21 protein-coding genes and 4 pseudogenes are annotated in these 23,087 nt (G+C 54.7%); 14 read left to right on the top strand and 11 right to left on the bottom strand.

What is annotated here, in order from left to right; genetic code table 11:
- Nucleotides 1-296 precede the first annotated feature (296 nt).
- Entirely contained in the window at nt 297-1,358 is a 1,062-nt protein-coding gene (gene dinB, locus PMI41_RS00350; RefSeq protein ID WP_008120577.1) for a DNA polymerase IV, read from the bottom strand.
- Nucleotides 1,359-3,181: 1,823 nt separating this feature from the next.
- Nucleotides 3,182-3,751 carry a GNAT family N-acetyltransferase gene (locus tag PMI41_RS24465; protein WP_280113437.1) on the bottom strand — a complete coding sequence of 190 codons (570 nt, stop codon included), beginning with the start codon at nt 3,749-3,751 and terminating at the stop codon, nt 3,182-3,184.
- A 181-nt stretch (nt 3,752-3,932) separates the two neighbouring features.
- Between PMI41_RS24465 and PMI41_RS24470 the strand changes: the two are divergent.
- The 3 genes and pseudogenes from PMI41_RS24470 to PMI41_RS00375 all read left to right on the top strand — a co-directional run.
- A pseudogene (locus tag PMI41_RS24470) lies at nt 3,933-4,133 on the top strand (ABC transporter permease); the annotation flags it as partial.
- Between the two features lie 147 nt (nt 4,134-4,280).
- The gene (locus tag PMI41_RS00370) at nt 4,281-4,916 is read left to right on the top strand and encodes a DUF4433 domain-containing protein (protein ID WP_008120581.1); all 636 of its coding nucleotides are present in this window, start codon (nt 4,281-4,283) and stop codon (nt 4,914-4,916) included.
- On the top strand, nt 4,913-5,986 hold the full coding sequence (locus PMI41_RS00375) for a macro domain-containing protein (RefSeq protein ID WP_244423880.1): 1,074 nt from the start codon (nt 4,913-4,915) through the stop codon (nt 5,984-5,986). The genes PMI41_RS00370 and PMI41_RS00375 overlap by 4 nt, the downstream gene beginning before the upstream one ends.
- A gap of 193 nt (nt 5,987-6,179) precedes the next feature.
- Here the strand turns inward: PMI41_RS00375 and PMI41_RS00380 are convergent, their stop codons facing one another.
- Nucleotides 6,180-7,055, bottom strand: coding sequence for a LysR substrate-binding domain-containing protein (locus tag PMI41_RS00380; RefSeq protein WP_008120583.1), 876 nt, complete (start codon nt 7,053-7,055; stop codon nt 6,180-6,182).
- 138 nt (nt 7,056-7,193) lie between these two features.
- On the opposite strand from PMI41_RS00380, the gene PMI41_RS00385 reads away from it, so the two are divergent.
- The 6 genes from PMI41_RS00385 to PMI41_RS00410 all read left to right on the top strand — a co-directional run bounded on the left by PMI41_RS00385 (nt 7,194) and on the right by PMI41_RS00410 (nt 12,755).
- Complete coding sequence (locus PMI41_RS00385) at nt 7,194-7,955, top strand: SDR family NAD(P)-dependent oxidoreductase (protein ID WP_008120584.1); 762 nt, start codon at nt 7,194-7,196, stop codon at nt 7,953-7,955.
- Between the two features lie 40 nt (nt 7,956-7,995).
- The gene (locus PMI41_RS00390) at nt 7,996-8,835 is read left to right on the top strand and encodes a transketolase (RefSeq protein WP_008120585.1); all 840 of its coding nucleotides are present in this window, start codon (nt 7,996-7,998) and stop codon (nt 8,833-8,835) included.
- The gene (locus PMI41_RS00395) at nt 8,832-9,869 is read left to right on the top strand and encodes a transketolase family protein (protein WP_008120586.1); all 1,038 of its coding nucleotides are present in this window, start codon (nt 8,832-8,834) and stop codon (nt 9,867-9,869) included. Before PMI41_RS00390 ends, PMI41_RS00395 begins: the two co-directional genes overlap by 4 nt.
- Before the next feature lie 64 nt (nt 9,870-9,933).
- Complete coding sequence (locus PMI41_RS00400; RefSeq protein ID WP_008120587.1) at nt 9,934-10,941, top strand: TRAP transporter substrate-binding protein; 1,008 nt, start codon at nt 9,934-9,936, stop codon at nt 10,939-10,941.
- A 27-nt stretch (nt 10,942-10,968) separates the two neighbouring features.
- Complete coding sequence (locus tag PMI41_RS00405; RefSeq protein ID WP_008120588.1) at nt 10,969-11,499, top strand: TRAP transporter small permease subunit; 531 nt, start codon at nt 10,969-10,971, stop codon at nt 11,497-11,499.
- Nucleotides 11,496-12,755: a TRAP transporter large permease subunit gene (locus tag PMI41_RS00410; RefSeq protein ID WP_008120589.1), complete on the top strand. Its 1,260-nt coding sequence runs from the start codon at nt 11,496-11,498 to the stop codon at nt 12,753-12,755. The genes PMI41_RS00405 and PMI41_RS00410 overlap by 4 nt, the downstream gene beginning before the upstream one ends.
- Nucleotides 12,756-13,237: 482 nt before the next feature.
- Here the strand turns inward: PMI41_RS00410 and PMI41_RS00415 are convergent, their stop codons facing one another.
- Genes PMI41_RS00415 through PMI41_RS00435 form a run of 5 tightly spaced genes read right to left on the bottom strand, consistent with a single transcriptional unit; the run spans nt 13,238 to nt 16,745 of the window.
- A complete protein-coding gene (locus PMI41_RS00415) occupies nt 13,238-13,564 on the bottom strand; it encodes a DCL family protein (protein WP_210160779.1) in 327 nt (108 codons plus the stop codon).
- A complete protein-coding gene (locus PMI41_RS00420; protein ID WP_202949282.1) occupies nt 13,564-15,435 on the bottom strand; it encodes an ATP-binding protein in 1,872 nt (623 codons plus the stop codon). Before PMI41_RS00420 ends, PMI41_RS00415 begins: the two co-directional genes overlap by 1 nt.
- A 28-nt stretch (nt 15,436-15,463) precedes the next feature.
- On the bottom strand, nt 15,464-15,985 hold the full coding sequence (locus PMI41_RS00425) for an ABC-three component system middle component 5 (protein WP_008120593.1): 522 nt from the start codon (nt 15,983-15,985) through the stop codon (nt 15,464-15,466).
- On the bottom strand, nt 15,982-16,539 hold the full coding sequence (locus PMI41_RS00430; RefSeq protein ID WP_244423881.1) for an ABC-three component system protein: 558 nt from the start codon (nt 16,537-16,539) through the stop codon (nt 15,982-15,984). The genes PMI41_RS00425 and PMI41_RS00430 overlap by 4 nt, the downstream gene beginning before the upstream one ends.
- Before the next feature lie 17 nt (nt 16,540-16,556).
- Entirely contained in the window at nt 16,557-16,745 is a 189-nt protein-coding gene (locus tag PMI41_RS00435) for a hypothetical protein (protein ID WP_008120595.1), read from the bottom strand.
- A 341-nt stretch (nt 16,746-17,086) separates the two neighbouring features.
- Between PMI41_RS00435 and PMI41_RS00440 the strand changes: the two are divergent.
- Nucleotides 17,087-17,239: pseudogene (locus PMI41_RS00440) on the top strand (cold shock domain-containing protein); the annotation flags it as partial.
- Nucleotides 17,240-17,307: 68 nt separating this feature from the next.
- Nucleotides 17,308-18,068, top strand: a pseudogene (locus PMI41_RS24480) (IS5 family transposase).
- Nucleotides 18,069-18,080: 12 nt separating this feature from the next.
- On the opposite strand, the gene PMI41_RS00455 reads toward PMI41_RS24480, so the two are convergent.
- Entirely contained in the window at nt 18,081-19,076 is a 996-nt protein-coding gene (locus tag PMI41_RS00455; RefSeq protein WP_008120599.1) for an ornithine cyclodeaminase family protein, read from the bottom strand.
- A gap of 138 nt (nt 19,077-19,214) precedes the next feature.
- On the opposite strand from PMI41_RS00455, the gene PMI41_RS00460 reads away from it, so the two are divergent.
- Both PMI41_RS00460 and PMI41_RS00465 read left to right on the top strand, forming a co-directional pair.
- Nucleotides 19,215-19,676: an Lrp/AsnC ligand binding domain-containing protein gene (locus PMI41_RS00460; RefSeq protein WP_008120600.1), complete on the top strand. Its 462-nt coding sequence runs from the start codon at nt 19,215-19,217 to the stop codon at nt 19,674-19,676.
- 186 nt (nt 19,677-19,862) lie between these two features.
- Nucleotides 19,863-20,132 (top strand): hypothetical protein, encoded by a 270-nt coding sequence (locus tag PMI41_RS00465; protein WP_157179261.1) that lies wholly within the window; start codon nt 19,863-19,865, stop codon nt 20,130-20,132.
- A gap of 142 nt (nt 20,133-20,274) precedes the next feature.
- Here PMI41_RS00465 and PMI41_RS24115 read toward each other — a convergent pair whose 3' ends face one another.
- Entirely contained in the window at nt 20,275-21,492 is a 1,218-nt protein-coding gene (locus tag PMI41_RS24115; protein ID WP_008120601.1) for a lipase family protein, read from the bottom strand.
- A 478-nt stretch (nt 21,493-21,970) separates the two neighbouring features.
- Here PMI41_RS24115 and PMI41_RS25360 point away from each other — a divergent pair.
- Nucleotides 21,971-22,246 (top strand): annotated as a pseudogene (locus PMI41_RS25360) (metal ABC transporter permease); the annotation flags it as partial.
- A gap of 292 nt (nt 22,247-22,538) precedes the next feature.
- Here PMI41_RS25360 and PMI41_RS00485 read toward each other — a convergent pair.
- Complete coding sequence (locus tag PMI41_RS00485) at nt 22,539-22,916, bottom strand: 2Fe-2S iron-sulfur cluster-binding protein (protein ID WP_008120604.1); 378 nt, start codon at nt 22,914-22,916, stop codon at nt 22,539-22,541.
- Between the last annotated feature and the right edge of the window lie 171 nt (nt 22,917-23,087).

A 23,087-nucleotide genomic window follows, 5' to 3' on the forward strand; every position in this document is an offset into this window, starting at 1 on the left:
AGCAATTCAAGGGCCTTCCGCGCAAAGTTCGGCGTGGTGACGGCAAGTCTTGCAAGCAGCTCCGCCGTGGTCAGTGTGGGCTTCCTATAGCCGCTGGCTTGCCTATGCAGGATGTCGCTCACCTTCGACGGGGTTGCATTGAACAGGGCGCATAGAAACTCGTCAGGATGCGCCGCGTCGATACCAGTCGGGAGATTATAGAAGTCCCGGGTGTTCGCAGTGACGATCGCAACCGCGCCCGACGCTGCGGCGGCCGTCGCGACCTGGGTGGCAAGCGTTAGACCCTCTCTCTGAAATTAAAGAGCAAGATCAAGCTGAGAATTGCGATCTGCTTTCTCCAGACCTCCGAGGCTGACACCGAGTAGTCGGATTCCCTTTCTTGTCGGAAATACGGATTGGAGCAAAGGCTCAAGTATTATCCAGACAGAGGCTTCGGTGCGACTGGCTGCCGGCGAAGTGCGGCTGCGGGTAATCGTCTGAAAATCGAAATACTTGACCTTCAGCGTGACAGTCTTGGCGCCGGTGTCATTGTTGCTGCAGAACTGGCACACCTTGGATACGAGTGGATGCAATTGCTCGCGCGCGGTCTCGAGTTCAAAAACGTCTTCAGGAAAAGTATCCTCGGCGCCGATCGATTTCCTCTTTCGATCAGGCTGCACGTCCCGGTTATCGATCCCGCGGGCGATACCATAGAAGTACGCGCCTGCCTTGCCGAAATGCTGTGACAGGAACTCAAACGACCGCTGTTTCAAATCCGCGCCGGTTTCTATCCCCAGCTGATGCATTTTCTCGGCGGTTGCGGGGCCGACACCATGGAATTTCTTGACGGGGAGTCGCTGAATGAATGAGGGCCCGGTCTTTGGCGGAATGACGGCCTGCCCATTCGGTTTGTTGAGGTCACTCGCTATTTTTGCCAGAAACTTGTTGTAAGAGATGCCGGCTGAAGCCGTCAGGCCAGTTACGGCCAGTATCCTTGCTCGAATCTCCGAGGCGATCTCAGTCGCGATCTCCATTCCCTTGAGGTTCTCAGTGACATCAAGATAGGCCTCGTCGAGCGACAGGGGTTCAACAAGCGGTGTGTAGTCGCAGAAAATCTCTCTGATTTGCTGTGACACATCGCGATAAACTTCCAGCCGGGGCTTGACGAATATAAGGCTTGGGCATTTACGAGCCGCAGTGACAGAAGGCATTGCCGAGTGGACACCAAACTTGCGTGCCTCATAGCTCGCGGTCGTTAGAACTCCGCGCGCGCCCGAGCCCCCCACAGCGATCGGAAGGCCGCGCAATGCCGGATTGTCTCGTTGTTCTACTGACGCATAAAAGGCGTCCATATCTATATGAATAATCTTTCTTAACATCTGGAAAGCCTGAAGAGGTATATTCGCAGAGACGCTAGCACGAAAAGAACAAAAATAGAACATCTGGTTTGTGAAAAGATTTGCTTTGGGCCGTCGAGAACTGGACGTTGGAGCGCCACTCTATACCCGCTGCGACTTTCTCTGCCACTGCAAGCAACCATCAGCAGTACGTTTGCCGCTAGTCATTCGCGATGCGGTTTTGAAAGGTATTGTGGAGCCAACTTGTTTGATTCGACAAAGTTCAAGCGCCGGTTTCCCGAATTCGATGTGACCACATATCACGAGGACGTGGAGCTTATCCGTCGGGAATGGCCGAGCGAATCGACGTCATAAAATAGCAGCTATATGGTCAGCATGGCAGCTTATCGACATACGCCTCGCCCCTTCATCGACATTCCTGACAGCTGAGCACCCCGGCAGCTTTCGGCAACCATCGAAGCCCGGCGTCGGTCGATTCGATGGCGCAAAATAGCCGCCGTACTTTGGCCCTCTTCCGTTCTTTTCTCGCCAAATCCACACTCTGTTCTAGAAGTTACCATTGAATAGGCGAAACAAAGCAGGCCCTTAGTCGGGATTGCAGACATAGGCGCTACAATTAAAAATGCCTGAAAATAGCCTACTATCGGCATTTTCAAAGGAACATTTTGCGATGCCGGTGAGATCAATCGTTAAGCTGATTCGAATCCGAGATTCTGGCAGGGGCATGTGATCGTGAAACTGGTGAGCAACACAATGGGAAACGCGTCTTGCTTGGAAAGATATCTACGAGCCGGCAAAAGGCGAGCCATTGTTGACGGGCGACGAACACTCGGAGATAGGCTGGTTTGATATTGAACAGGCCATTGCTCTCGAAAATCTGGCACTGGACGGGTATCGGCATTTATTTCGTAAATTGCCAACGGTCGGATTCTTGCCCTGACATTCGGTGTGGTATTGGTAAATACCGGCTGCAACCAGTTCGGCGAGTATTGGAATCGTCTGGCTATCAGCATTGAGATTATGATCATCAAGATGGGTTAGAAGGGTCGCCAAGCGCGCAATGTCGTACTCGACCTGATGAAGAACCTGCCCGCAAGAGGCATTCCTCTACCCGTGGCGGATCGTTGATTGCAGTCAGTGCTGTCGCAGTGCCGTTAGCGGCTTGTACCGAGTTCCGCCAACGGCGGAATCTTCTGCGCGTCGGCGTTGAGACCCATTGGGTCGCCGAGATATCCGCGGCCTTTGATGCAGCTACGTTTTGGGATCGCTCTCCGCTTCCACGGTCTCCGTATTCTCTAACGCAGATTCGGAAGCTTTCTGGACGGCCTTCGTCGCGCTTTGGAGAACGTGTGGCTCCCAGATCGGGACATTCACCGTTTTGACGGTGCGGCGTCCATTTCGTTTAGTTTCGACAGTGAAGGACTTGGTAAGTTTCATGGACTTTTGCTTGGAGATGATAGGGGATGACTGACTATAACGCTTTTACCGCTCGGGCAAAACCTTTCCTCAAAATTCTTTTCTGCGGACTGTGTCACGGCATAGAGGGGTAGAAATTGAGAGAGAGTTAGAACTCGGACTACAAATGTTCGATCCCATACGGCCTTCATGATGGCTAGGATGGAGACCCGTGATCTTGGCCGTTGCCTTGACACACAGAAAACCGAGTGACGGTTCATCGGTGAAAAAGTCTGCCATCTATGATCATTGGGCTCGTCATGATCAACGCCATTCCGGCAAACTCGAACGGATCCGACCTCTCACCGAGGAATACTCAATACGACCGGAGAACGAATTGCGGATGCTGGCCTCTGGAGAAGTTGCCGTATGGTACTAAGAGGGCAAACTCAATCGTCCGCGCGCGTTTCCGATACCAGACGGGACATCTGCACGAATGTCGTGCCGAACCCCATGTGTTGGTAGAAAGACTGTGCGGCGATATTTTGAGCGGAGACGTTCAGGCAAACCATGTCAACGTCCTGTTGAGGCAGCCATTCCAGCATGTGGTTCACAAGCGCCGTGCCATAGCCCTGTCGCCGTTTCGCTTCATCCACGCCAATGGCCATGATGAAAGCGAATTTGCGAAAGCGTGCGTTCTTTTGGCCTGATACGTCAACAATCCTGACGGCATTCATCCCGACGATCTGATCATCTTCCTCGATCAGAAAGGTCGTGCAGTCGCGAACAATCCCGAGCAATTCCTCTTCCCCCCCATTTCTGCGTCGGCGGTTGTGGCGGCGACTGAACCGATCTGTCGAAGCAGGCGCACTATTGCGTGAGTGTCGTGTTCGTCTGCTGTGCGAATTCGAAAAGATGGCATTTGTTCTCACCAACCGCGGCACTTTGCGCAGTTGCAGCCGTCTGACCGGCAGGTCATCACTACAGTAGTCAAATGGAGTTCGATGGAGCGAATGCAAAGACCTATCGGACCTGTGTGGCGCGATGGAAGAACAGATGTTGCGCGCAGTCCAGGAGTTCTGCGAACCGGATCTCGGGTGTTTTGATGATGCGAACTACGACGAACTCCACAAAGCTTTACTTATTATCGCCACAGACAGCCAACTAAACAACGGCCTATCCATTTTACCTCGTATGGACATGCGTCTTATTCTCGATCTTGCCATCACGCACATCGCTGGACGCGGTCGGCAAACTCTGGTCGCCATTGTTGGCGTTGCGGTAGGGGTTGGCTTTTCGATCGCCATGGCGGCGCTGATGCAGGGCGGCCACGATGATTTCGTTGAACAGCTTATCAACGCCATGCCGCATGTAGAGATCAGCGATGAGCATCGCACGTCACCGCTGCTCTCGCGACTGGTGTGCTTGCCGGACAAGAGGAAGGCGCGAAAGCGCTTGACATAAACACGGGGAATAGAGAAGCAGACCAAATTCCCACTGTGGCTTTGTGTGCTTGCCGCTACGCATTGGATAAGCTAGCGTCGTAGTATGACAGACGCTCTCCTGACCCGCGAAAAGGCACTCATTTTTCGAATAGTCCACAAGGACAATATCGGTCAGGTGCTCAAGAATGGATGCCATTGCAGAAGCACAGTGGCAGGTAAGGCGTCATATATAGAAATTGGAAATCAAGAGCTTATCGAAAAGCGGACGCAACGGGCCGTGCCTTGCGAACCAGGCGGGACTCTCAGCGATTATGTACCGTTCTATTTTACCCCATTCACGCCGATGCTTTATAATATTAAGACTGGGTATGGCGTTCCAAAAAAACCGATCTCAGACATCGTAATTCTCGTCTCGTCGTTGCCGTATTTGCAGGAGCAAGATATTCAATTCGTTTTCAGCGATCGTCATGCGTATCTACGGACCGCGCAATTTTCGAACGATATTGATGATCTTGATCGAATTATATGGCCTGTACTCCAGGCACGAGACTTCAAAAAGGATGATGCGGATAAATTCGAAAAATACCAAGCTGAAGCTCTTGTGCACAAGCACCTACCGGTCAGCGCCTTGAAAGGCATCGTGTGCTACAATACTGATACCAAGGATGAAGTCGCGGACCTTGCTGACAGGCACGACGCAAACGTGAAAATCATCGCGCAGAAGAAATGGTTCCTATGATGATTACCTTTACACAAGGAAACCTTCTCGATTCAGATGCTGAGGCGCTCGTCAATACCGTGAATACGGTCGGTGTGATGGGTAAGGGCGTCGCCTTGATGTTCAAGGAGGCCTATCCGGAGAACTACAAGAGATACGAAGCCGCTTGCCGCGCGAAGGAAGTTCGCGTCGGAAAAATGTTTGTCACTCACAGAGATGCATTTATCGGACCGAAGTGGATAATCAATTTCCCCACTAAAGCGCACTGGCGGTATCCTTCAAAGATTGAATGGGTCGAGCAGGGCTTGGACGATCTGAAAGCAGTGGTCATAAGCAATCATATTCGCTCGATTGCTCTACCGCCACTGGGGGCAGGAAACGGAGGCCTCGAATGGGAGGAGGTACGCGAGCTCATTGTGAACAAGCTTAGCGAGCTCCCGGACGTGCAGGTCATCATATACGAGCCCACCAAGCAATATCAGAATGTCGCGAAGCGAACCGGAGTCGAGACTTTGACACCGCCGCGAGCATCGATTGCTGAGTTGGTACGCCGGTATTCGATATTGGGTATCGAATGTTCATTACTGGAGGTTCAGAAGCTCGGCTATTTCCTAGAACGGTTTAATCAAAAGCTTTCCTTGCCCAGTTTCGAATTTGAGTTCGCTGCTAACAAATATGGCCCATATTCGGACAAGCTAAAGCACATGCTCAACGGCCTGGATGGGAGTTACCTCCACTGTGACAAACGGCTGGCGGATGCGAGTCCATTCGAGCCAATCCGGTTCGATGAAGCAAAACGCGATCATGTCGAGTTATATCTGAGGACAGAAGGCAGGGATTACGTACCGGCAGTCGAAGCGACGTCAGCATTGATAGACGGTTTTGAGTCGCCACTGGGAATGGAATTGCTGGCTACAGTCGACTGGCTTGTCGATAGAATGGAGACGGAACCTTCTGTCAGCGCGATCCGTGCAAAGTTGGCTGACTGGCCAGGCGGGAAAGAGTCTGCGGATCGCAAACTGCGCCTATTTGAGGATCGTATTATCAGTATCGCGTTGGATTCTTTACGTGAATCCCCCCTTATTTCATGACCGGGTTAATATGAGACGGAATTGACGGTCGACAGAAATCTTCTCCGGACGGCCGACGGGCGAAAGGATCCTGCTGCGCGAACTCTCGATGCAAAAGGTGGTAGAAAACACACCGAACGGCTTGGCACACCAGAACGTCATTATCTCGCTGTGAGTCGCTCCAAAACCTATGCGCAAATCCGCTAATAGGCGATCATTCGCCTGCGCTATCTGTAAGCCAGTCTGCGAAACGCTTAGCCAAGCGCCGCTGGGTTCCACTTTTAGGATAGGCAAGATAATGCCCGGTATACCGACTATCGCGGCAACCAGTGAGAGGTCGGACGAGGCGCCCGTTCTCAAGCTCCCGCCGGGCTAACGTATTAGACTCAAGCGCAACGCCCAGGTCATTTGCCGCCGCGTCGACCGCGAGGAAGCTTCGATCAAAGCTCATCGTTGGCAGCGGGGGTGCCCCCAAATTGTTTAGTTCAAACCAGTCGATCCACTGAATTCGTTTGAGATCACTTCGGATAAGTGGAAATCCAGATAAATCCCTTGGGGACTTCAAACGCTCGGCCATTTTTGGAGAGCACAGCGGGGAAACAACCTCCTGCCCCAATGGGACTACAATCAGATCCTCACGATTGGAAGGCTCACCGTAAACGATGTCGACGTCGAACAGGCCGTCGACAAAACGGGCGTAGTTGGTACTAGCAGCAATCCTTACCTCAACCCCTTCATTCCGGCTCAGGAAGTCTGGAAGGCGGGCGGACAAGACTTGCGCCGCGTAACTCGGAGCGCAATGAACGCGGAGAAGATGCGCCTTGTTAGATGAGATCATCTCAACACCACGCCTTAACTCCTCGAAAGCGTTAGAGGCATGGTTAAGCAGCGTTTGTCCGGAAAGCGTCAACGTCACCTTCCGCGTACTTCGTTCAAACAGAGACGTTCCGAGGTCCCTTTCAAGCTTCGAAATCGCGTGACTGACGGCACTCGGCGATAGATGCATCTCCTCGGCCGCGGCCCGAAACGACGCAAGCCGAGCGGCGGCTTCAAAGATGCGGACAGCGGAGAGCGAAGCAATCTGTAACATCTGATTAGTGAACCAGATTCATCTACCGGTGTAAACTTCGCGTTTGTCTAAACTATCCATCTACGTCAGTTTTGTGCCTGCAAGGCCGATTGGCCAGTTAATTTGCCAGATGCACGGGAAGCATCAGGAGGAGATTTCATGCTTTTGAAAGGAAAGACCGCGGTCATATCGGGCGCGGCCAGCAAGCGCGGCATCGGCCGTGCGACCGCACAGCTTTTTGCCGAACATGGCGCTCGAGTCGCAATCCTCGACATCGACGCTGCTGCTGCGTCGGAGGCCGCCTCGTCTTTGCCGGCGGTAGAAACCGGTCAGCATGTTGGGCTGCGGTGCGATGTTGCAGACCGGTCGTCGTGTGGAGACGCTGCGGCGAAAGTGATCGAAGCGTTGGGAGTAGTCAATACGCTGATCAACAATGCTGGCATTACTCAGCCGATCGCCACGCTCGACATTACCGAAGCTGACTGGAACCGCATTGTGGCTGTAAACATGACGGGTGTTCTCTTTCTCAGCCAGGCGTTCATTCCGCACATGCGCGACAACGGCAGCGGATCGATCGCTTGCATGTCGTCTGTCTCTGCGCAGCGCGGCGGCGGGATCTTCGGCGGGCCGCACTATTCTGCTGCCAAAGCGGGTGTTCTAGGGCTCGCAAAGGCAATGGCACGAGAATTTGGACCGGCAGGCATTCGGGTCAACTCAGTCACGCCCGGCCTCATCCAGACAGACATCACCGGTGGCAAGCTCACGGATCAAATGCGCGCCGATATCATCAAGGGCATCCCTTTAAGCCGGCTGGGCGAAGCGACTGATGTCGCCAACATCTATCTGTTCCTCGCCTCGGACCTGTCGGCTTACGTCACGGGCGCCGTGATCGACGTCAACGGCGGTATGCTGATCCACTGAGATCTGTCGAGCAGCGACTCTAGGAGGAAAACATCCAACCATGAATCAGATGGGTCACAACATCAGTCTGACGGAACGTGCTAGGCGCATCCGGCGTTATGCGCTGCGCATGGGCGAGGTACAAGGCCAGGGCTATATCGCACAGGCTCTCGGCGTCGCCGACGTTCTCGCTGTTTCCTATTTCCACGCGACTAACTACCAGCCGAACGACCCGGAGTGGGAGGGACGCGACAGGTTTCTCCTTTCAATTGGGCACTATGCCATTGCTCTCTATGCCGCCCTGATCGAGGCCAAGATCCTTCCCGAAGACGAGCTTGAAACCTACGGCACGGACGACAGCCGTCTACCAATGTCCGGCATGGCGGCCTACACACCTGGAATGGAGATCACAGGCGGTTCGCTCGGGCATGGCCTGGGTATCGGCGTCGGCATGGCGCTCGCGCTAAAGCGGAAGAAGTCCTCTTCTTTCGTCTATAACCTATTCTCCGACGGCGAACTCAACGAGGGCTCGACGTGGGAGGCGGCGATGTCCGCTGGGTCCTACAAGCTCGATAACCTCATCGGCATCGTCGATGTGAACCAGATGCAGGCCGACGGTCCGTCGATCGGCGTGCTCAACTTCGAGCCGCTCGGACCGAAATTCGAAGCCTTTGGCTGGTTTGTTCAACGAATAGACGGCAACGATATCGATGCACTGGTGAAGGCTTTCGACGCGGCCCGCAACCATGACGAAGCCAAACCTCGCATCATCATCTGCGACACCAAAATGGCGAAGGGCGTCCCGTTCCTCGAAGCGCGCGATCGAAATCATTTCCTGCGCGTTGAGTCGCATGAATGGTCGGAAGCCATCAGGGTCATCGATGAGGGAGTGGAAGAATGAAGCGTTCCAAGTACATCCGCCCGGCGCACCTTGAGAACGGCGCAGACAAGCCCCGCTTGACGACGTCTGCGATGATCGCCTCGATCGCCGGGCCTGACCAGCCGACTCGGCCTGCGCCATTCGGGAATACGCTCGCTGCGCTGGCCCAGAAGGACGACAGGATCGTTGGGATGTCAGCCGATCTTGCAAAATATACTGACCTTCACGTCTTCCGAGCCGCGCATCCAGACCGTTTCTACCAGATGGGGATGGCGGAGCAGCTTTTGATGATGTCGGCCGCCGGCATGGCCCGTGAGGGGTTCCAGCCGTGGGTCACAACCTACGCGGTCTTTGCGTCGCGCAGAGCTTATGACTTCATCTGCCTCGCGATTGCCGAGGAGATGCTTGACGTGAAGATAGTCTGCGCACTTCCCGGACTTACGACCGGATACGGACCGAGCCATCAGGCGACCGAAGATCTTGCCATGTTCCGCGGGATGCCGAACCTGACGATCATCGATCCCTGCGACGCGAGCGAGATCGAACAGGCCGTTCCGGTGATCGCGGCACACAAGGGGCCTGTTTACATGCGGCTACTCCGCGGCAATGTACCGGTCGTTCTTGAGGAGTACGGCTACAAGTTCGAGCTCGGCAAGGCCAAGCTAGTTCGCGACGGCCGGGACACCTTGATCATTTCGTCAGGTCTCATGACCATGAGGGCGCTCGAAGCCGCCAAGCAGCTTGAAAAGGATGGGGTTGATGCTGCCGTGCTTCATGTGCCGACCATCAAGCCGCTCGATGAAGAAACGATCATCGCAGAATGCCGCAAGGGCGGCCGCTTGGTGGTCGTGGCGGAGAACCACACCGTGATTGGTGGTCTTGGAGAGGCGGTTGCCGGTGTGCTCATGCGTGCCGGAGTCGCACCGCCGGCATTCCGTCAGATCGGTCTGCCGGACGAATTCCTGGAAGCGGGAGCCCTACCAACACTTCACGACCAATACGGTCTTTCGACCATAAAAGTTACGGAAGCGATCAAGAACTGGCTCTCGACCTAGGAGAATCCCGACCCGTTGAGGAGAACGGGCAGGGTTTTCAATCAAGCTTACGATGGAGGATAAGATGAGCTTGCAGATCAACAGACGATTTTTCCTGACGAGTGTCGGCGCCGTTCTAGCCGCGCCAGCAATCATGCTATCGCGCCGCTCGGCAAATGCGGCCACGACTACGCTGACTCTCGGGCATGGCGCTGCACCTGGGAACCCTAGAACCATCGCGGCGGACAGGTTCGCCGAGCTTGTCAGGCAAAAGACCGAGGGCCGCATCCAAATTAACGTCGCCGGGGCAGAGACACTGGGCAGCGACTCTGCAATGTTGACCAGTCTGCGCACCGGCGCACTCGACTTTACCGCCAATAGCCAGGGAGCAACGTCGGCCATCCTTCCAGAACTGAATGCGCTTGGCTTGCCATTCCTGTTCGAGAATACGGACAAGGCGATGGCCGTGCTGAACGGCCCGGTTGGTGCCGAACTCAACAAGCGATTCGAGGCGGTGGGCGTCGTGCCGCTGGACTGGTGGGACAACGGGATCCGCCACCTTACCAACTCCAGGCGAAGAGTCGCATCTCCTGCGGACTTGGCAGGTATGAAGATCCGTACACCGGCCGACCCAATGACGATCGACATCTTCCAGGCACTTGGAGCGGGAACCGAACAGATCGCGTTCGGGGAACTTTACATCGCCCTCCAGCAAGGCGTGGTGGACGGTCAAGAGAACCCTCTTACCAATATTGAGAGTTCCAAACTCCACGAGGTCAACAAGTACATCAGTTTGACAGCACACAAGTGGGAGTCGACGCCTTTCCTTATGTCAAAGATCGCTCAAGCTCGGCTAGGCAGTGATCTCGAGGCTGTGATGGCGGCCGCGAAGGAGGCAGGGGACCTGCAGAGAAAGCTTTCGAACGAAACGACCTCAGAAGTCCTCGCGAACTTCAAGAAGAACTCAGCTGTCGAAGTCGTCGAAGTTGATCACGACGCGTTCGTCAAAGCGACCGTCTCGGTCGCTGACAGCTGGAAAAAGAAACCGTTTGGCGATTTCGTTGCCCAAGTGGAAGCTGCAGCAAGGGGCTAACGCCCTCTTTACCGGCCCGGAGGTCTCATGAGTAGGTTTTATCAAGCCGTCGATATGGTCGCCGGTATCATCGTTACTTTTTCGCGTCTGGTCATCATCGTTAGCGGTATCGCTCTAACGGTGGTCACGACTACCAACGTGATCGTTCGCTATGTGTCTGCAGGCGGAGGTCTTTCTTTTGCGCAAGAGCTTCCGATGCTGATCTTCCCTTGGTTTATCATCGCGGGGATCGTCATCGCGGCTCATGCCGGAGGCCACATGTCAGTCGAATGGCTGTATGACAAGCTCGAAGGTAGCGCGCGCATGACGGCATTGGTCGTGGCCAATGCGATTAGCGTCGGAGCGTTCCTGATACTCGCTTACCAAGCAACGGTCGTAGCCGAGATCGCTGGCGCGGAACACAGCCCTGTCCTGCACCTGCCCAACAGCATCGGGTACTACTCCCTTTCCATCGGCGCAATCCTTGTCTCCATAGTTACAATCGCAGCGACAGCACGCGTGCTTCGGCTGGGCTGGGATCATCGCCTCGAAATCAAGCCAGAGGAGATCGCCCTATGACTCTCATCATGATCGTCTCTTTCTGTATTCTCATGGTGCTTGCTGTCCCTGTTGGCTACGGGCTAATAATCGCTGCCGGCCTCGGTGTGCTCTTCAATGGTTTCGTTCCACTGTCAGTTGTTGCCCAGCAGGTCTATGACCAGACGCAGTCCTTTCCCATGTTGGCGCTACCGTTTTTCATGCTTGCAGGCACGTTGATGCTAGGCGGTGAACTGGGCCGTCAGCTTCTGGAGCTCGCGTCCCGCGCCATGCAACGCTGGCGAGGCGGTCCGCTATCGACCACTGTTATCTCGTCGGTCGTGTTTGGAGGCGTTTCCGGGTCGGCAGTGGCAAACGCGAGTGCACTTGGCTCTGTTCTTATTCCCTGGCAAAAGAAACAAGGTCTTCCGCCTGCCCTTTGTGCGGCCAACAACGCGACGTCCGCGGTAATCGATGTGCTCATTCCTCCTTCGATCCCGATGATCCTCTATGCGCTAATCAGCGGCGTCAGTGTCGGCGACCTGTTTGTTTCCGGTATCGTGCCTGGCCTGATCATGGCGGCAAGTTTTGTTTTCGTTTGCTGGTTCATAGCGGTTCGGCGAGGTTACGAGGCACAAGCTACGAACGTCCGCAAGCGAGAGCTTGCCAAGCTTGCCCTTCAGAGCTTCCCGGCGATCCTCCTGCCAATCCTGATCGTCATCTTGCTGCGCTTCGGCTTTGCTACGCCGACCGAAGTCTCGGTGCTTTCGGTTGTCTATTCGTTACTGCTGAGCCTCCTGTTTTATCGCGATCTGACCTGGACGCGGTTCTGCGACAACATGGTTGAGGCCGGCGTCGCGACCGGCGTGGTCATGCTCGTAATCATGGGGAGCGCGGCAGTCGGCTGGGTTCTGACTTTCGACCAGGCTCCTCAGCACATGGCCGAATGGGTCTCAGTGCATATTACTAGTCCAATCGTTATCATTCTCATGATGAACATCATCATGCTAATTGTCGGCATGCCTCTCGACATGCCTCCGGCGATCCTTCTTCTCGGTCCGATATTCGTACCGCTGGCGGATACCATTGGTCTTGATCGCGTACAGCTCGGGCTAATGATGGTAATCAACTTGGGGATAGGGCTGTACACGCCGCCGATCGGGACGACTCTTTTCATTTCGTCGTCCATAGCTAAGGCCCCGCTGGGAGCGACGACCAAAGAGTTGTGGCCGTACTTCGGCATGGCAATGCTCCTACTGCTAGCGGTCAGCTTCTGGCCAGCTCTAACGATCTACTGAGACAGAAGCCGATGGCCGAGACACCAGGTTTCGTTATCACCGTCCAACGTTTTACGAAATCCCACGGAGCCACATCGGTTCTCAAGCGCGTCGACTTCTCCGTAGCGCGTGGGGAAGTCCACGCGCTACTTGGAGAAAATGGGGCGCCCAAATCTTAGGAACGCCGCATAAGGCGGTCTGGGTATCCGGCGATCTCATGTATTGACTGATGAAATGTATATGCACGACTGGAACTTTCGACAGGACACGACACGACACGACACGACACGGCGGGCGCGGTGGCATGCCTGGACGCTTGCTCGAATAATGGCCGCACCGTCATGACTTCGCATTTTCCCCTTGTCGTCGGGTGGAACTATTTCACGACGCGCCTCATTATTCTGTTCGATGATTATCAACCGAGGCAATCGCGCTCGGCATGCCTGACCCGGTTGCGATCAGGATGGCGCCGCTCTGCGTGATATCGCTTTAGGCCATCCGTGTTAGGTCGTACTCGCCTGCTTGTAACAGGCATTGAAGGAGAACTTTTCTGCAGTGCCGTCTACGCGGATTACCCAAAAGCACCGCGTGCCGTAGTCCGCCGCTCGCACCTCGAATGATTGGATCCCAAAACCGATCTTAGTTGCCGCCTCAGGATGTCTTTGTAGCGCAGAGGTCATAAATTGCGAATCGGCAGCGTCAATTGTTTCGCCAATGCGGTACTTATACAAGATGCTTCGGAAGCGCTCCCGCGCCTCCACCTGAGTCGTGAATACTTCTCCATCAATTACGATATCCTGCCGCCGGGCCATCATACTCGCGTCTTCCATCAAAGAAAATTCAACGTCCCTTTTTCGAGGGTTGAAAACCGTCCGACAAATAGCTGCTCGGGAATCTCGCTCCAAGGCATAGCGGTGGCAAATATGACCTGATGCTCAACCGGGGAGGCCGCAGAGGTTTCAATAACCTGTCGTTGGAAGTTGTGACTGCGTGCTTGCTCCATCCCTTTGTCCTCTGTGATGTCGATCATCAGGAAACGCGGGTGGCGGAACTGGGGGTCTTTAAGTGCAGCCCCCAAAAACCCTACGAGAAATGCGGTTTTAAGCACGACACGTGAGCTTGCCGAAAAATACGTATGATCGTCCACGGTGATCGAGTTTTTCCCGAACGAGAAGTCGACAGTCTTGGGATCGACGAACGAGTCCTGACGCTTCAGATCACCCTTGAGTATCGTTATCGTCTCACGCTCGATCGCGGTTCTGGCAACGCGCAGCCTGTCTGTTTGGCTTCTTTTCAGTGACAGAATTCGGCTGTCCAGATCCTTGATAGCAAGGTCAAGGCTCTCCCTTCTTGCAGATAGGTCACCGATTTTATTGGCGAGCTTGACCTGAGCTTCGACATCCTCGATCGACTTATCGATGTAGCCAAGCTGCCGATGTAACTCTCTAATATCTTCTCGTACCTTCGATGTTGGTCGCGCCGTAATCGCCGCAAGTTCTCGCGACTTGGCGGTCCACGCGGTCTTTAAACTGTCAACCTTCGAAGCCTGTGTTTTTAGCCGCTCGCCGCGAATACCCTGCAATCGCTCAGACTGTTTTATCTGAATCGAAAGCTCATTGATAATGCCGGTGACACGATCACGAGCTCTGTCAGGATCTATTGGCGTTTTGCAAAGATGGCAGGAGAAGGCATGCTCCTCTGCTTCAAGAACGTCGGCATAGCATGCGGGACATGTTGCGAAGTGCACGTCGGGAACGATTTCCGCTGCCAGTCTGGCATCCTTAAGTGCTTCAACTTTCCGCTTCAAGCTCTCGATGAAGGATTGCGAGTCTGAGATCTCGAACTCAATCCCGCTCAAAGCTTCCTGCGCCGCCGCAAGCTCCTGCTGCAGCTTTTGGACGGCATTATAGAGCTCTTTTTGCTGCGTCAGGGTCAACCTGTCGGAGGCAGCAGACGAATAGAAAAGCTCTTCCTTTTCGGCAATCGATTCAAGGACGCGCTCTCTATCAGCTAATAGTGACGCTCGTTTTTGGGAAATCCATCCGAGCCCCAGACTTTCTTCCCCGCCGACCACTCTGAAAATACTTCTGAGCTCGGCGGAGACCTCCTGGAGCTCTCTCTCCTTCAGTCTCCGCAACTGCTGCGACTCGTAGATCGCCGTATCAAAGGCACCGCAGAGAAGGTTTCCGACAGCTTCCCGGAGGTTCTCTGGATCGTAACCTTCAAATCGGAAAAGACTGTCGGTCGGCGAGAGCTGGTCGGCGTATAGCAGTCGAAGAACCTGATGCATCGTAATGCTTGACGTGCCTTCAACCGCCACGTCTGGCATGCCAAGGAGGCGGAACAGGGCTTGCGAGAAGCTCTCCTTGTTTTGCGACCTGGAATAAGAGTACCGAAGCCAGGATTCGATCGGAGCTTCGACAGCTGCCTCGTATCGCCCGCCGAATATTTCCATATCGGATTGGGATGCGGCGTCAATTTTGCGGCGTAAAACCGCGGGATTGCCGTTTAACTCCACCTCTAACCAAACGTGATCGCACAGGAGGGCGTGGCCACTCCAATCGAGTTTGCTGAGGTCACCACCAAGCCCAAAGAAAATGAAGTTGAGTATCGTCGACTTTCCCGACGAATTGTCTCCGCGGACCACGTTGACGCCGACATGAAAGCGCTCATCGTAGGCGACGTGAACGCCGCGCTTCACGACCAGTCGGCGAACGATCAAGCAGGGGTCAAACCGGATCATAGCGATACTCCAGCAAGCCACTTCTTGCTTTCAGGCCGTCACGACCGTTAAGGGCGTACCGTTCATTGATTTCATACAATATGCCAATGATATCGGGCATCGTGTCATTGAGCTCCAGGCACCGCTTCTCAACTTCACCACCAAGGCGAGCGGGAACAAACAGAACTCGGTTTCGCGTCCACTCGTCCTCGGAGATGATTCCGACCCTTGCCAGGCTGGAAGCCGCGGCCTTTTGGAATGCAGCCATTCGCTCGAAGAGCGAATTATCGTCGGGCAATTCGCCGTATGGCTTCAATCTGGCATAACTTCTGCTTACAGCTCGCCAACGGGTGTCGTCCGCGAAGAGCTGAAGGTTTTGCAGGCGGAAGGGGTGGAGCAGGTAGAAGTCGAGAATGCGAAACTTGTCGTATGGAACGGCGCGTTCAAGCTTGCAGCCAAAGAATAGGCGCAGGAAGCGAAACACAGTATGATATGGATCGAACGCCTCGTTGTATGAGAGCTGTGTCATGCGATCGCCCTCTGCGCGTGGTGCCATCGGATAAAGCACTGCTCAGCCAGCCAGTAGACCATGCCGAAAACCACATTGTGGCTCACGATCATCAGTTCGCTGCTGCATTCTTCCACTATTGGGTTGACGATGCGGTCCATAATCATCGCATTCATCTGTGCCTCCGAAACTTTCGGAATTTCGGGATAGATTACATGCGAGAATTCGGTCTCCGCCTTCGCCAAAACGTGGACGAATATCATTTGTGCCGAGGAGTAGAGCGACCACTTCTCGAGCAACTTCACGAACATTTCTTTCTTTTCGATCGCATCATCATAATAATGATGCATATTGGCAGCAATGAGCTTGTTCTCAAGGCCTTCGACGCCGTCCTGAGCGCGGCGCAGGTGATATCGCGCCAACTCATCAATCGTTATTTTTGTCTCGTCGCTCGCGTCGTATTGCTCCTTCAGCCGAAGGAGCAATTTTTCGATCTTTCCCTTCGGCGACTCGACCTTGATGATCTTGTCACGACCGATAATATCGCCGTCAGCGCAGGCGTTCGTTTGGTTCACCGAGTTCATAGGTTGGATTACGAACCGTGCGTGGTCTTGTCGCGCCCTACAATGTCTCTTCCGGCTTTCGCGCGGCTTTGATCGACTGCATTTCCATTGGTTCCGGCGCGAAATGTCTTCGTTACTTGATAGGTAAGAAGGGCTCCGCCAACGCCTCCGGTCAGCAACCCAAGAACAAAATTTGAGACGTCGAATGTGAAGTTCATAGCTACCCCCGATTAGTAAAACCTACGCCCTGTTTGCCGTGATTTGTCAACAACGCGGATGGGATTTGCTCTGTTATTCTTCACGTTATAGGTAAAAACTGCGTATCGTCTCCTCACACAGGAGGCTCGCATGTTTACCCGTACTAGGAGCGTTAGCATTTCATGGTGGCAACCTAAGAGCGCGCGAACACCAATAGGGGTTCGATCTCGTGGTTGTCGGCCGCCCGGAGCACTATGACATAACGGGCACGGGTCTCGCCAGCATTGATCAGGTTTGCCCGACCCCAGCTAAAGGACGGCCGTCCGAGCTGCCGCGCGAGCAGGTCGCCGACCAGGCGAGAGAGCCGTCCGACGGCGCGGACGTGTTTGTGCATATCTCAGCGGTTGAGCGTGCTGGGTTGCGTAGCCTCAATGATGGGCAGAAGATTAGTTACGAACTCGTACAGGACAAGAGGTCGGGCAAGACTTCCGCCGATCAGTTGAGTGTGCTCTAGGTCGTGTGGACTCTTGGGATTCCCAAGGCTGAGCAAATCAGATTCAAGACTGTCTTTTGGAGGCAGTCATGGGTGTTTTGGATCGTCTGATTTTGCGTGATGAGCAATGGGAGCGGATATCGCCGCATATCATTGGTGACGAGCGCACACGCGGTTCGTCCGGCCGCGACAACCGCATGTTCGTGGAAGCGGTACTTTGGATCGTGCGGACCGGCTCGCCTTGGCGCGATCTGCCTGAAGTGTTTGGTGAATGGAACAGTGTCTTCCGCCGTTTCAGCCGCTGGAGCAAAAAGGGCGTCTGGTGGCGCATGTTCGCGGCGATGTCGGACGATCCGGATTTCGAATATCTGATCGTCGATTCCACCATCATCCGCGCCCATCAGCACGCCGCTGGCGCAAAAAAGGGGCTGAAGATCAGGCCCTTGGCCGCTCTCGAGGCGGCCTGAGCACCAAAATCCATATGGCTGTGCGTGGTCTCGGCTGCCCGGTCCGCTTCACACTTACCGCAGGCCAGAAGGGCGATGCGCCGCAAGCCGATGCCCTGATCGAGGGCCTACCTGCCGACATCGTCATGGCCGATACCGCTTATGACAGCGATCGCCTGCGCAATGCCATCGCTGATAAAGGGGCTGTGGCGGTGATCCCCAACAATCCCTCCCGCGCTCAAAAATACCCGCTGGACAAGAACCTCTATGCCCAACGTCACCTGATCGAATGCTGCTTCTCCAAACTCAAGCAGTTCAGAAGAGTCGCAACGCGCTTCGAGAAAACGGCGAGAAACTACCTCGCCGTCGTCACCATCGCAGCAACCGTCCTATGGATCAGATAACATCCAGGCCACCTAGAGAGAAATAGCTTGGCCCACACCCAGGCGTTTGGCCTCGCGGTAAGCGAGGTCGGCTGCCACCATATCTTCCATGGCGACGCCCATGGCCTTGTAGATTGTGATCTGCTGATCTGACGTCCGACCTGGTCGCTGTTTTAGCAACATCGCGCCAAGATCGGTGCCTGCCTCGGGATCAATATTTGCAAGTTCGCAGCAACCCACGGGTGTTGGAGCGAACGAATCCCGCGTCTCAACAAAGAGGTTGCCGCGAGCCATCAAATCGATCGGAAGTTCGCCGCCGGGTGGCGCGACACCAACCGAGGACACGTGCGTTCCTGGTTGAACCCATTCTGCGGATATCACGGGGACATAGGAGTGCGTCGCGAGGCACACAACATCTGAAGAGCGTATCGCGGCCTCGAGGTTCTCGACGGCAGTGATACCTGAATGACGTGAAGCCAGCGCCTGCGCATCAGCAAAATCTTTAGAGAACACTCGAATTTCCTGGAAGTCGCGAACGAGTGGCAACAGGTGAAGGTGCTGGCTGGCTTGAACGCCAGCGCCCACGACGGTCGCGACCTTGGCATTGCGCCTGGCGAGTTCTCGCACTGAGAGGACGGCCGAACCAGACGTGCGTACGGCCGTGATGTAGGTGCCATCCATAATGCAAACAGGCATTCCTGTTTCTGGATCGAAGAGATGTATTGTTGCGAGGTGACTTGGGATACCCCGGGCGATATTGCCTTCGAACACGTTGACCAGTTTTACGGTCAAATGCATTCCCTTCATCCAGGCCGGCATCGCCAACGAATAGCCTGCATTTGGAATATCGAGTTGTGGCCGCGCTGGATTGACGACACGACCGTCGGAGAGCGCTTTGAACCCCTCCGCTAGCGCGTCGAGCAGCTTGCGCAGGTCGATACATGTTCTGACCTCCGCTTCGCTCAGCGAGAGAATCTTGATCTCACCCTTGGTGTGAATGCTCGAGGTAGGTTGTCTACTGCTGTCCATGATGTCGCTTGCCTCCGTTCTGGTTGGGGTTTCGTCACTTTCCAACCGTATTGCGGCAAACCGCGTGATGAAATATGATAATTTCAATTTCTTTGCGTGATTGTCGCGCATTCAAACCCAAGAAAGTGTGAATCCGAAATGAACGATCTGGACCGTGTCGACCGCATGTTGCTCGGGCTATTGCAAGAAGATGGTCGCCGGACTGTTCTTGACCTCGCCCAACGCGTTGGATTGTCACCGACCGGCGCATCACAGCGCATCAAGCGCCTTTTCAATGAAGGTTTTATCCGCGCCGTCCGGGCTGTGCTCGAGCCCTCAAAGATCGGACGCGGTACGCTCGTCTTTGTCCAGGTAAGGCTCGATCACACCGCGCCGCACGTCTTCGACCGCTTTGCAGAGGCTGTTGCGAAGGCACCCGAAATCATCGAATGCCATATGGTGATTGGTGGTTTCGACTACCTGGTCAAAGCACGAATAGCTGACATGGCGGCGTTTCAGGAATTCCTGCAGCGGGTCATTCTGCCGCTTCCTGGTGTCAGGGAAACGCACAGTTACGCATCAATCGGTGATGTGAAGCCTGACGCATTGTTGCCGCTTTGACACCTCCGATTTTCTGGACCGGTTGAGGCTGGAAATTCCAGTCTAGATGGAGTTTTCGGCATGAAAAAGTCGAAGTTCACGGAGGTGCAGATCGCTTTCATTCTGCGGCAAACCGGGGAGCGAACGCCGGTTCCCGTGGTCTGTCGGTAGTCGCGCGTCGCCGCCATCGTCTTTTCGATCAGACAAGTGTCCACACCATCTAGAGCAATTTCCGATCAGGAAGATGTCACAATCCTACAGGAGAAGGGCGAATCTGTTTTGGTCGAGAAGGATGAGCAGTTCGTTAGCCCGAAGTTGGCGTTCGATTCAGATATCGCAGAACCACTGACTTCACACTTTCGTGCCCGAGGTTTGGGAACCGGCTTCGGGATCATTACGGCAGCGCTCTCTGGAATCGAGTATCGCTCGATATTCGCCGCTTCGGGAGCCTTCCAATGCTGGCCTCGATCCAAGTAAAAAATGACTCGATTTCTGATCAGGCACGAGCCAATTGCTATCTCATGGTCTCAACTGCGAACCGTCTGGTTATGAAACCGTAAGCCTGTGCAGCTCACGCCGAACTGTGGGCCAGGCTGCACAGGGCCTTTGCTTGCTAAGCTTATTTGATCCGTGGGCATGCCGATACGGCTTTGGCTCCTTCGAACCGTTGCACAAACCAGCCCGGCAATGCTGCTGCGGCGACCGGCACGATGTTTTCATGGCCGAGGCCCGCGCTCTCCCGATAGTCGACCGTGACTCCGTCAGCGCAGAGGTCGGCAGCTACCTTGCGCGTCTGCCCGACCGGCACCGCATCGTCTTTGTCGCCTTGGAAGAAAACAAAAGGTACGTTCTTTGTCGGCAGGAACGCGTCATTCTCGTCAAGCAGCTTGCGCCACGGTGTGCCGGGCTTCAGGCCTTCCTGATTTGCGTAAAGCGTGGTTGGATTGCCGGTGGTCGCGGCCGCGAGATCCCAGCAGCCCGAGCTGAGATGCTCGAGCATTTCCAACCCATCAATTGACAGGACATCGCGAAGTTTCAGGTCGACGCGTCCGACGTGCAGGCCGGCCATGCGCATGATGTAGTATCCGCCAGTTACCGTGGTAGTCAGGTCGTATTCAGTGAGATCCCAGTGCCGCGAGGCGGGCGCGATCTCCCCGACACCGATGAGATCAAGCTCGGGCGCATATTTTTCTTGCAAATGCGCCAACCAAAGCGACGTTTGGCCGCCTTGAGACCAGCCATAAGTGGTGAATTTCGGTCCGACATTGGCACCGGGGAAACTCTGCGCGAATCGGGCTGCATCCAGGGAAGCCCGTGCTTGAGCTGAACCGTTGAGATAGACAGTTGCGCCGGGCGTTCCTAGCCCCTGATAGTCGCTGCCGACTACGACGAAGCCTTTTTTCAGCAATTCGTCCAATCCCGGAATACGGGGTCCGTACGCACTGACAAGACTGCGTCGGGACGGGGCGCAACTGTCCTGGCTGCCGGCAGTCTCGTGGTTCCACAACACAAGCTGCCGTTGCCCACCGTCGGGCCTTGTTGGAATGTAGATTTCACCCGACGCATAAGTCAGGCTGCCGTCCACAGCTTCTGTGACATAAATGACGTTCCAGCCTTTGGAATCCGACGGGGCGTCACTGCGTTCCTGCACCCAATAAATCTGACCGCGCCTCGCGTCTGCAGGAACTTTACTCGGAACGTCATCCCAAAAGATCGACCCTTGCGGTCCGTCTTTGATGTTCGGTCCCAAGCTTTGCCCCACGACTGTGCCGGACCCTGCCGTCAACCAGGAGAGCAGCACTGCTGATATCAACGTCGTCTTAAGTATCCTTCTCAATCGTTCCTCCCAAGAAAAATCCACTGACGTGCTGATAGCATCCTTAATCGTAGTAAGCTGATGGGATATTCACAAATAATATGATTCGAGCAATGTATATGGATTAGGTTATGTTATGGGACATCCGGCTTTTGGCGAAATCGATTGTTTGGATTTGGACTGTGAAACCAAACACACTGGCAGCGTGTCTGATTTCGGCGAAGGCTAAATTGTTGAAACCGTTGAGCGCGGCGCGGGCTACAGCGGCGATGTCACTCAAACCTGCCGTTCCGCATCGCTGATCGAGGCCCTCGCTCAATACTCTTGCCATCATCCACCTCGTCAAAGTGGGTGTTGGATCACTCGCCAACGCCGCTGTCACATCACAATCGATCATCGATCTCAAGACATGCTTGTCTTATGACTTTCTGTACCGGACGGCGAGGGTTGGATCGGAGAATTGCTGACCGTGTGACAGGTCAAGCTAGAGTTGGATCGCCTCTTCACCCTTGCGGCATTCTGGCGAGTGTTGTTTGCGGAATGCCTAACCCGCTGTTCTTGCGTGCGGTTCTCGCCTCCGCTCGCCCGTGCACTTCATCATCCTGGGACTTGTGGTGCTCAACCTTGTTTGTGGGCTTCCAGGCGCTTGGGACACTGTTATCCGTAGATTGAGATATTGTCGGCTGCTGCCAGGTTCTGGTGCCAACGTGTTCAAACGATGTGCCTATTGACCATTTTGTTCGGTCTAAGGGCTTCGATATCAGGGCCGCTTCTTTGACCGGCCGAAAGGTGTGGCGGTCGAGACAGGCCCGTCGAAAGCGAGCATATGTTTCCATCTCCTGGGTCATACCCACCCTTTCGCCTATCGGACATGGAAAAGGCAAAAGACCTGACAGGACGGGAAGAAACATTCGCGCAGAACGAAGCAGGATATCTCGCACGGACGAGACCCGCCTCCGGGCAACATCGTCATTTGGCGCGGTCTGTCCCGTCTCATTGACATCACGCTCGGCGCAGCCATTGAGGGCGGAACTTTTGGGTAATTGAAAGCCTCACCGAGGCTTACATTAAGAATCTTCCGGCGCAATCACCACTCGCAAACCGTCCAAGGTTTCGGTGATTTTGATCTGACAGGAGAGACGCGAGTAAACGCCACGATGCTGAGAGGTTTCCAAAAGAGCCTCTTCGTCGTCGTTGATGTCGCCAAGCTCACCGATCCAAGCTTTGTCAACATGGACGTGGCATGTCGCGCACGACATGGAACCGCCGCAAATTGCAAGCAGTTCGTCCAACCCAGCGTCACGGATATTTTCCATCACGGACATTCCCACGCGTGCATCGATCAAGTGCTCCTTGCCGGATCGATCAACAACAATTATTTTTGGCATCTCAGCTCCATTCTGCGCTCCCGAAGAACGGTACGATGCTGAGCGGTCGATACGCATCAGCGTCTCCCGTAAATCACAACGGCTACTCCTTGGTCGGACGAGACATCTAGTGAGTTTCACAAGGCACTAATCACTGCTTGCAAACACGGTCACCGCGTAGCGCCTACCTACACCAGCACCTGACCGGTGCTGGTGTACGGACACGCTCCAAAGCGTGCGCTGTCAGGA

It is taken from the genome of Phyllobacterium sp. YR531 (genome assembly GCF_000282595.1).
Classification (GTDB): Bacteria; Pseudomonadota; Alphaproteobacteria; order Rhizobiales; family Rhizobiaceae; genus Phyllobacterium.